We start from the raw sequence: 8,588 nt of genomic DNA on the forward strand, positions 1-8,588 counted from the left end.
GTTGCTGGGCGGGCTCGAAGGGGGCGCGGTACTCGGGCTCCTGCGACTCCGCCGCCTCGGCGGCCAGGAGGGCGCGGTGGGCCCGGCGTACGCGAAGGACCCTGAAGGTGACGAGCAGGAGCGACACGAGAGCCGCCACGGCGATGTACAGCCACGCCGCCCAGGTCTCCGTCAGCGGCTGCCGGTAGAGGGACAGGGCGTCGGGGAGGCCGCCGGTGAAGGTGGCCACGGTGACGTCGGACAGGTCCGGGGCGTCGCGCTCCGCGGGCGGCGTGCGCAGGGCCGCGCCGATCATGAGGGCCGAGCCGGTGATCTGGCCGGCGACCACGGCACCGCCCGCGTACAGGGCGGAGAACGGCAGCAGGACGAGGCTGCGCGGGCGCACGGCGCCGATCGCGAGCGCCACCAGCAGTGCGATGAGGACCGACAGGGCCAGGGAGAGCGGCACGCCGCCCCCGAACCCCGTCACGACCTCCGGCAGCCTCCGCTGGAACAGCACCGCCGCCCCGAGACACGCCGAGCAGACGAGCGCGGCGAGCAGACCGAGGAGAAGTCCGGGCACCAGGCCGGACCGCTTATGTGACATCTCAGCCCCCAGAGAATGCACGAATTTACACCAACGAGTCGGGCACTTTACTCGAACCTCTCAAAACGTGTCTTTGGAACGGTGATTCGCAGGGCGGGACCTGAAGTGGTCTAAACCAATTTCGGTCAGATAAGGTTCGTGCTGAGGTTTCAGCCCGCCATCTGACGAGGGGATCGGTTCCGTGAGCATCCGCGTAGGGGTCAACGGCTTCGGCCGTATCGGTCGCAACTTCTGGCGCGCTGTCGCCGCCAGCGGCAAGGACATCGAGATCGTCGCGGTCAACGACCTGACCGACAACGCGACGCTGGCCCACCTGCTCAAGTACGACAGCATCCTGGGCCGGCTGCCGTACGAGGTGAAGGCCACGAGCGATGAGATCACCGTGGACGGCAAGTCCATCAAGGCCTTCGCCGAGCGCGACCCGGGCAAGCTGCCCTGGGGCGACCTCGGTGTCGACGTCGTCGTGGAGTCGACCGGTCTGTTCACCGACGCCACCAAGGCCAAGGTGCACGCCGACAACGGGGCGAAGAAGGTGATCATCTCCGCGCCCGCCAAGAACGAGGACGTCACCATCGTCATGGGCGTCAACGACGGCGCCTACGACCCGTCCAGCCACACGATCATCTCCAACGCCTCCTGCACGACCAACTGCCTGGCGCCCATGGCCAAGGTCATCCACGACACCTTCACCATCGAGAAGGGTCTGATGACCACCATCCACGCCTACACGCAGGACCAGAACCTGCAGGACGGCCCGCACAAGGACCTGCGCCGCGCCCGCGCCGCCGCCCTCAACGTGGTGCCGACCTCGACCGGCGCCGCCAAGGCGATCGGCCTGGTGCTGCCCGAGCTCAAGGGCAAGCTCGACGGCTTCGCCATGCGGGTGCCGATCCCCACGGGCTCGGCCACCGACCTCACCGTCGACGTCAGCCGCGAGGTCAGCGTCGAAGAGGTCAACGCCGCGGTCAAGGCCGCCGCCGAGGGCCCGCTCAAGGGCATCCTCAGCTACACCGAGGACGCGATCGTCTCCTCCGACATCGTCACCGACCCGGCCTCCTGCATCTTCGACGCCGGCCTGACCAAGGTCATCGGCAACCAGGTCAAGGTCGTCGGCTGGTACGACAACGAGTGGGGCTACTCCAACCGCCTCGCCGACCTCATCGAGCTGGTGGGCCGCGACCTCTGATGCCGAGGGCGACACGCCGGGGCGCGCGGCAGGTGCGCCCCGGGACGGCCGCGGCGCACCGCGCCGCGTCACGCACCGCCCTCACCGGGCGCATTGACATCGGGGACCTCGACACAGCAACGGGAGCTTGAGCATGCGCACGCTCGACGATCTCGACGTGAAGGGGCGGCGCGTGCTGGTACGCGCCGACCTCAACGTCCCCCTCGACGGGGAGACGATCACCGACGACGGCCGCATCAGGGCGTCGGTGCCGACGATCACCAGCCTCGTGGAGCGCGGGGCCAAGGTCGTGGTCTGCGCCCACCTGGGCAGGCCCAAGGGCCAGGTCAAGCCGGAGTTCTCGCTGCGGCCCGTGGCCCGGCGGCTCGGCGAGCTGCTCGGCCAGGACGTCGCCTTCGCCAGCGACGTGGTCGGCGACGCCGCGCGCGCCACCGTCGACACGCTCCAGGACGGCCAGGTCGCCCTCCTGGAGAACCTCCGCTACGAGCCGGGCGAGGAGTCGAAGGACGAGGCCGAGCGGCGCGCGTTCGCCGAGCGGCTGGCCGGGCTGGCCGACCTCTACGTCGGCGACGGGTTCGGCGCGGTGCACCGTAAGCACGCCAGCGTCTACGACGTCCCCCGGCTGCTGCCGCACGCGGCGGGCGGGCTGGTGGAGGCCGAGGTCGCGGTGCTGCGGCGGCTGACCGAGGACACCGAGCGGCCGTACGTCGTCGTGCTGGGCGGCGCCAAGGTCTCCGACAAGCTCGGGGTCATCGCCAACCTGCTGACCAAGGTCGACCGGCTGCTGATCGGCGGCGGCATGGCCTACACCTTCCTCAAGGCCCAGGGCCACGAGGTGGGCAACTCGCTGCTCCAGGAAGACCAGATCGACCAGGTGCGCGGCTTCCTCGACGAGGCGGGCAGGCGCGGCGTCGAGCTGGTGCTGCCCGTCGACGTGCTGGCCGCGACCGGGTTCGCCGCCGACGCCGCGTACGACGTGGTCGATGCCACCGCCATCCCGGCCGACCGGGAGGGTCTCGACATCGGCCCCAAGACGCGCGAGCTGTTCGCCACCAAGCTGGCCGACGCCAAGACCGTCTTCTGGAACGGGCCGATGGGCGTGTTCGAGTTCGACGCGTTCTCCGGCGGCACGAGGGCGGTGGCCGAGGCGCTGATCCGCTCCGACGCGTTCACCGTGGTGGGCGGCGGCGACTCGGCGGCGGCGGTGCGCAGGCTCGGGCTGCCCGAGGACGGTTTCTCGCACATCTCCACGGGCGGCGGGGCCAGCCTGGAATACCTTGAGGGCAAGACCCTGCCCGGACTCGCCGCGTTGGAGGACTGAGTTGTCACAGCGGAAGCCGCTCATCGCCGGCAACTGGAAGATGAACCTCAACCACTTCGAGGCCATCGCGCTGGTCCAGAAGCTCGCCTTCGCACTCAACGACAAGGACTTCGACAAGGCCGAGGTCGCCGTCCTGCCGCCGTTCACCGACCTGCGCAGCGTCCAGACCCTGGTCCAGGGCGACAAGCTGAGGATCGCGTACGGAGCCCAGGACCTGTCCCAGCACGACGCCGGCGCCTACACCGGCGAGGTGTCGGGCGCCATGCTGGCCAAGCTGGGCTGCACGTTCGTGGTCGTCGGCCACTCCGAGCGGCGCCAGCACCACGGCGAGGACGACGACCTCGTCAACGCCAAGGTGCACGCGGCCCTGCGTCACTCGCTCACGCCCATCCTGTGCGTGGGCGAGGGCCTGGCGGTGCGCCAAGAGGGCGGACACATCGCGTACAGTCTCGGACAACTCGACGGCGCGCTGCGCAAAGTCGGGCCCGAGCAGGCAAAATCGATAGTGGTGGCCTACGAACCGGTGTGGGCGATCGGCACCGGCGAGGTGGCCACCCCGGAGGACGCCCAGGAGGTCTGCGGGGCCCTGCGAGTCAGACTCGCTGAGCTCTACGACGCCGAAGTGGCCTCCGGGATCCGTATCCTTTACGGTGGCTCGGTCAAGTCAGGCAATATCGCGGGGATCATGGCTCAACCCGATGTCGACGGCGCGCTCGTGGGCGGTGCCAGCATCGACGCGGGGGAGTTCGCGAAGATCTGCCGTTTCTCCGATATGCCAGGCTAACTGAGCCGTTCGGGGGGTGCGACTTGACAACAGGCCGTACCCTCTAGAGGCAAGTTTGAATCGTCACGCGTAACAGAGCACTGAAGGAACAGGCATACCGTGGAAATCGGAATCTCCATCGCCCTCATCCTGGCGAGCCTTCTCATGATCCTGCTCGTCCTGCTCCACAAGGGCAAGGGCGGTGGCCTGTCTGACATGTTCGGCGGCGGCTTCTCGTCGAACTTCGGCGGTTCCTCGGTGGTGGAGCGCAACCTCGACCGGCTCACGGTCATCACGGGCGTGATCTGGCTGGTCTGCATCATCGCCCTCGGCCTGCTGCTCAGGCCCTGAGCTAAACAACGTAACGCGTGACAGTGATTCTCCCCCCGTGTCCGCACACGGGGCGATCGAGCGAGGAGTTCATCCGTGGGTAGTGGCAACGCGATCCGTGGCAGCCGAGTCGGCGCCGGCCCTATGGGGGAGGCCGAGCGCGGCGAGGCAGCTCCGAGAGTGCGGGTCTCGTTCTGGTGCGCCAACATGCACGAGACACGCCCCAGTTTCGCCAGTGACGCGGCGATCCCCGAGCTGTGGGACTGCCCTCGTTGCGGCCTCCCGGCCGGTCAGGACGAGGCCGCCCCGCCCGCCCCGCCGAAGAACGAGCCGTACAAGACGCACCTGGCCTACGTGAAGGAGCGCCGGAGCGACAAGGACGGCAAGGCGATCCTCGAGGAGGCACTGGAGCGCCTGCGCAACAACAAGTCCCCCTGGTAGGCACGAAGGCGAAGGGGCCTCGGGCGCACCGCCCGGGGCCCCTTCGCCGTCAGCGGCGTTCGTGGACCGGCTCGCCGTCCACGAACGTCATCCGCACCCGCGTCGTCCAGATCTCCTCGGGCGGCAGCGCGAACGGGTCGCGGTCGAGCACCACGAGGTCGGCGGGGCGGCCCGGCTCGATCACCCCGGCCGGGGAGCGGTTGATCCAGGCCGAGCCCGCGGTGTACGCCGTCATGGCCGTGGCCAGGTCGATGCGCTGACCGGGCAGGAACGGCGTCTGCGCGGTCGGGTAGCCGGCGTGCACCGAGCCGCCCGGCTCCGTGCGGTTGACCGCGACGTGCATGCCCTGCAGCGGGTCGGCGTCCGAGACCGGCCAGTCGCTGCCCGCGCAGAAGCGGGTGCCGTGGTCGAGCAGGTCCTTGAACGGGTACTGCCACGACGAGCGCGGCTCCCCCAGGTAGGGCAGGGTCAGCTCGTCCATCTGGGCGTGGTGGGTGGCCCACAGCGGCTGCAGGTTGGCGGTGACGCCGAGCGCGGCGAAGCGCGGCACGTCGGACGGCTCGATGATCTGCAGGTGGGCGATGTGGTGGCGGTTGGCCGGGTCGGTGCCCGCCAGGCTGTCGAGGGCCTCGCGCACGGCGCGCTCGCCGATGGCGTGGAAGTGCACCTGGAAGCCGAGGCGGTCCAGCTCGGCGACGTACTCCTTGAGCTTGGCCGGGTCGACGTACGACAGGCCGGTGCCGCCGCACAGGCAGTACGGCTCCAGCGTCGCGGCGGTGAAGTTCTCCGTGATGCCGTCCTGCATGATCTTGACCGAGGTGGCGCGGAAGCGGTCGAGCCCCTCGGCGGAGGTCCGGCGGGCGACCAGGTCCTCGATCTGGTCGAGGCCGCGGGTGCGGTCCCACCACAGGGCGCCCACCACGCGCGCCCGCAGGCGTCCTGAGCGGGCCGCGGCCAGGTAGGTGGGCAACTGGTCGTCGGAGCCGGCGTAGGAGCCCACGATGGCGTCCTGCCAGCCGGTGACGCCCAGGGAGAACAGGTGGCGCTGGGCGTCCTCCAGGGCGTCCTGGAGGTCCTGGGCGGTCGGGCGGGGGGTGAGCAGGCCGACGAGGTCCATGGCGCCCTCGTGCAGGACGCCGGTGGGCGCGCCGGCGGCGTCACGCTCGATGCGACCGTCGGCGGGGTCGGGCGTGGCGGCTGTGATGCCGGCGACCTCCAGGGCGCGCGTGTTGACCCAGGCGGCGTGGTGGTCGCGCTGGATCAGGTAGACGGGGCGGTCGAGGAAGTCGAGGTGTTCGCGGTGGGGGAGCCCGCCGGGGAATGCCGACATGTCCCAGCCGCCGCCGTCGATCCACTCTTTATCCGGATTTTTCGCGGCGTAGTCAGAGATCTTTTCTATATACGCCTCAAGGCCGAAAATCTCGGACAAATCGCATTTTGCGCGTTCGAGGCCCGCCTGCACCGGATGCAGGTGGGCGTCCGTGAAGCCGGGCGTCAGCAGGCCGCCGTCGAGATCGACCGTCTCGTGGGCCTTCCGCGCCAGGTCTGCCTCCGGGCCCACGGCCGCGATCACGCCGTCACGCACCAGCACGGCCTCGGCCAGGACCCCGCGGGGGGTGAAGGCGCGGCCGCCTCGGAAGAGGATGTTCATGGGGTCTCCTTATTCGGTCACCCCATGGTCCCGCGCCCGGCCGGTGGCCGAGTCCGGTGAGACGACCCTCACGTATCTGCCTATGTAGGGATAAATCGCAACATCATGCGACGAAGTACGCAATGAAACACATCGTTAGCGGCTGCGTAACAGCTGCCCGGCATGCTCATGGCCATGGGATTCCTGCGCATCCGGACCACGGTGGACGAGCGACCCGGCCGGCTGGCCTCGCTGGCCTCGGCCCTGGCGGCCAGAGGCGGCAACATCCTCGGCCTGAGCGTCCAGTCCGACTCCGACGGCACCGTTGACGAGTTCGTCGCCGACATCCCGGCCCACCCCGAGACCGTGCGCCAGGCCCTGGAGGCGGCCGGTGGCCGTCGCGTCCAGGTCGTGCCCGCGACCGCGCACGAGCTGACCGACGAGCCCACCAGGGCCCTGCTGCTGGCCTCCCGCCTGCGCGCGATGCCGTGGCGGCTGCCCGAGCTGCTGGCCGAGCTGCTGCGCGCGGACGACGCCCGCTGGGTCTATGGTGACTCCGTGAGCGATCTTCCCGACCCGACCCTGCTCGTCGTGCCGGTCGCGCAGCGGCGCGCCGTCCGCCTGCGCCGGGCGGGGCTGCCGTTCACGCTGACCGAGGCGGCCAGGGCGGCCTCCTTCGCCCGGCTCGCCCAGCCCGCCCCCGGGCCGACCGGAGGCGACCGCGCGATCAAGCTCGCCGACGGGGCCGAGGTCACCGTGCGCCCGCTCACGGCGATCTACCGCGAGGCCGTGCGCGACCTGCACGACAGGTGCTCGCCGGAGTCGCGCAGGTTCCGCTACTTCACCTCCATGCCCGCCCTCCCGCCGCGCACGTTCGACAAGCTGTGCGACAGGAGCAAGGGATATTCTCTGGTCGCCGGGCACGACGGGCAGGTCGTGGGGATGGCCAATCTGCAGTTCACCCCCGACCCCGGCATCGCGGAGATCGCCTTCCTCGTCGAAGACCGCTGGCAGGGGCGCGGTCTGGGCGCGGCGATGGCCCGCATGCTCGTGGGCGTGGCGCGCGACCTGGGCTGCGCCGAGGTCAGGGCCACCATGTTGTCCGACAATGCGAGGATGCGCAGGCTGCTGCTGTCCTTGGGCGCCACACTCGGCTACAGCGAGGACCCGGGCGTCGTGGAGGCGCGGCTGCCGGTCGCCACGATGGTGTCAGCCTAGGCCCTTCTCCTGCTCGGGCTCGTCGCCCTGGATGCCGAGGTGGCGTTCGATGCGGTCGAGCCGTTCCTCGATGCGGGTGAGGCGTTCGGTCAGCTCGGAGGCGCCGGGGTGGAGCGCCTCGCCGTGGCGGTCCCTGGGGCCGCGGCCCACCCGGCCGAGCACCCGCTGGCGTACGTCGGCCAGGTCCGCCCCGGCGTCCGTCAGCGCCTGGACCGCCAGGCCCTGGCCCTCGCGGATGAGGCCGAGCAGGATGTGCTCGGTGCCGATGTAGTTGTGCCGCAACTGCAGCGCCTCGCGCAGTGACAGCTCCAGCACCTTCTTCGCCCGCGGTGTGAACGGGATGTGCCCGCCGGGCGACGTGGCGCCGCGGCCCACCTCGCGCTCGACGAACCCTCGTACGTGGCCGATCTCGACCCCGCAGCCGCCGAGGACCAGGGCGCCGAGGCCCTCGCCCTCCTTGAGCAGGCCGAGCAGGATGTGCTCCGTGCCGATGAAGTCGTGGTTCAGCGTCCGCGCCTCCTCCTGGGCGAGGACGACGACCCTGCGGGCGCGGTCGGTGAAGCGCTCGAACACGGGGGCCTCCGTTCGGCTGGGCCTGTCTCCACTATGCGCTAGAAACCCGGTGATGCGGGGTATTTGTCCTGTGTGGATCTTGACGAGGTGGCCGACCGCCTCTACGCGCTGCCGCCGTCCGAGTTCACCGCCGCACGCACCGCAGAGGCCCGCGCGGCGAAGGAGGCCGGGGACGTACGGCTGTCGCGCGAGATCGCGAAGCTCCGCAAGCCCACGGTGTCGGCCTGGGCGGTGAACCGTCTCGCCCGGGAGCACGCCGGCGAGCTGGCCGAGCTGCTCGACGTGGGGGAGCGGCTGCGGGCCGCCTGGGAGGAGCAGGACGCGGGCCGGCTGGCCGAGCTGACCCAGCGCCGCGGCGACGTGACGGCCCGGGTGGGGCGGCTGGCCCGGCAGTCCGGCGACCTGTCGCCCGCGGCCGGGACCGAGGTGGACCAGACCCTCGACGCCGCCGTGGTGGACGCGGGAGCGGCCGAGGAGGTCCGCCGCGGCCGGTTGGCCAAGCCGCTGCACTACAGCGGCTTCGCCCCGGCCCCCGTCCCG

Annotated in this window: 9 protein-coding genes and 1 pseudogene; 7 read left to right on the forward strand and 3 right to left on the reverse strand. The window is 70.6% G+C overall.

What is annotated here, in order from left to right:
- Positions 1-586 (reverse strand): hypothetical protein (locus tag C1J01_RS43325; RefSeq protein ID WP_220040406.1); only part of this gene is annotated, 586 nt, incomplete at its 3' end.
- Between the two features lie 181 nt (positions 587-767).
- Between C1J01_RS43325 and gap the strand changes: the two genes are divergently transcribed.
- The 5 genes from gap to C1J01_RS43350 all read left to right on the forward strand — a co-directional run bounded on the left by gap (position 768) and on the right by C1J01_RS43350 (position 4,627).
- Positions 768-1,772: a type I glyceraldehyde-3-phosphate dehydrogenase gene (gap, locus tag C1J01_RS43330; RefSeq protein WP_111184853.1), complete on the forward strand. Its 1,005-nt coding sequence runs from the start codon at positions 768-770 to the stop codon at positions 1,770-1,772.
- A gap of 133 nt (positions 1,773-1,905) precedes the next feature.
- Entirely contained in the window at positions 1,906-3,093 is a 1,188-nt protein-coding gene (locus C1J01_RS43335) for a phosphoglycerate kinase (protein ID WP_111184854.1), read from the forward strand.
- 1 nt (position 3,094) lies between these two features.
- Positions 3,095-3,877 carry a triose-phosphate isomerase gene (gene tpiA / locus C1J01_RS43340; RefSeq protein WP_111184855.1) on the forward strand — a complete coding sequence of 261 codons (783 nt, stop codon included), beginning with the start codon at positions 3,095-3,097 and terminating at the stop codon, positions 3,875-3,877.
- A 99-nt stretch (positions 3,878-3,976) separates the two neighbouring features.
- Positions 3,977-4,207, forward strand: a complete 231-nt coding sequence (secG, locus tag C1J01_RS43345) for a preprotein translocase subunit SecG (protein WP_111184856.1) — start codon at positions 3,977-3,979, stop codon at positions 4,205-4,207.
- 75 nt (positions 4,208-4,282) lie between these two features.
- Positions 4,283-4,627, forward strand: a complete 345-nt coding sequence (locus C1J01_RS43350) for an RNA polymerase-binding protein RbpA (protein ID WP_111184857.1) — start codon at positions 4,283-4,285, stop codon at positions 4,625-4,627.
- Positions 4,628-4,676: 49 nt separating this feature from the next.
- Here the strand turns inward: C1J01_RS43350 and C1J01_RS43355 are convergent, their stop codons facing one another.
- Positions 4,677-6,278: an amidohydrolase gene (locus C1J01_RS43355; RefSeq protein ID WP_111184858.1), complete on the reverse strand. Its 1,602-nt coding sequence runs from the start codon at positions 6,276-6,278 to the stop codon at positions 4,677-4,679.
- A 174-nt stretch (positions 6,279-6,452) separates the two neighbouring features.
- On the opposite strand from C1J01_RS43355, the gene C1J01_RS43360 reads away from it, so the two are divergent.
- Complete coding sequence (locus tag C1J01_RS43360) at positions 6,453-7,475, forward strand: GNAT family N-acetyltransferase (RefSeq protein ID WP_111184860.1); 1,023 nt, start codon at positions 6,453-6,455, stop codon at positions 7,473-7,475.
- On the opposite strand, the pseudogene C1J01_RS43365 reads toward C1J01_RS43360, so the two are convergent.
- A pseudogene (locus C1J01_RS43365) lies at positions 7,470-8,048 on the reverse strand (Clp protease N-terminal domain-containing protein); the annotation flags it as partial. The gene C1J01_RS43360 and the pseudogene C1J01_RS43365 sit on opposite strands and share 6 nt — an antisense overlap.
- Positions 8,049-8,120: 72 nt before the next feature.
- On the opposite strand from C1J01_RS43365, the gene C1J01_RS43370 reads away from it, so the two are divergent.
- Positions 8,121-8,588: hypothetical protein (locus C1J01_RS43370; protein WP_220040407.1), on the forward strand; the 468-nt coding region annotated here is incomplete at its 3' end.

The sequence above is a fragment of the Nonomuraea aridisoli genome (genome assembly GCF_003236395.1).
Lineage (GTDB): Bacteria > Actinomycetota > Actinomycetes > Streptosporangiales > Streptosporangiaceae > Nonomuraea > Nonomuraea aridisoli.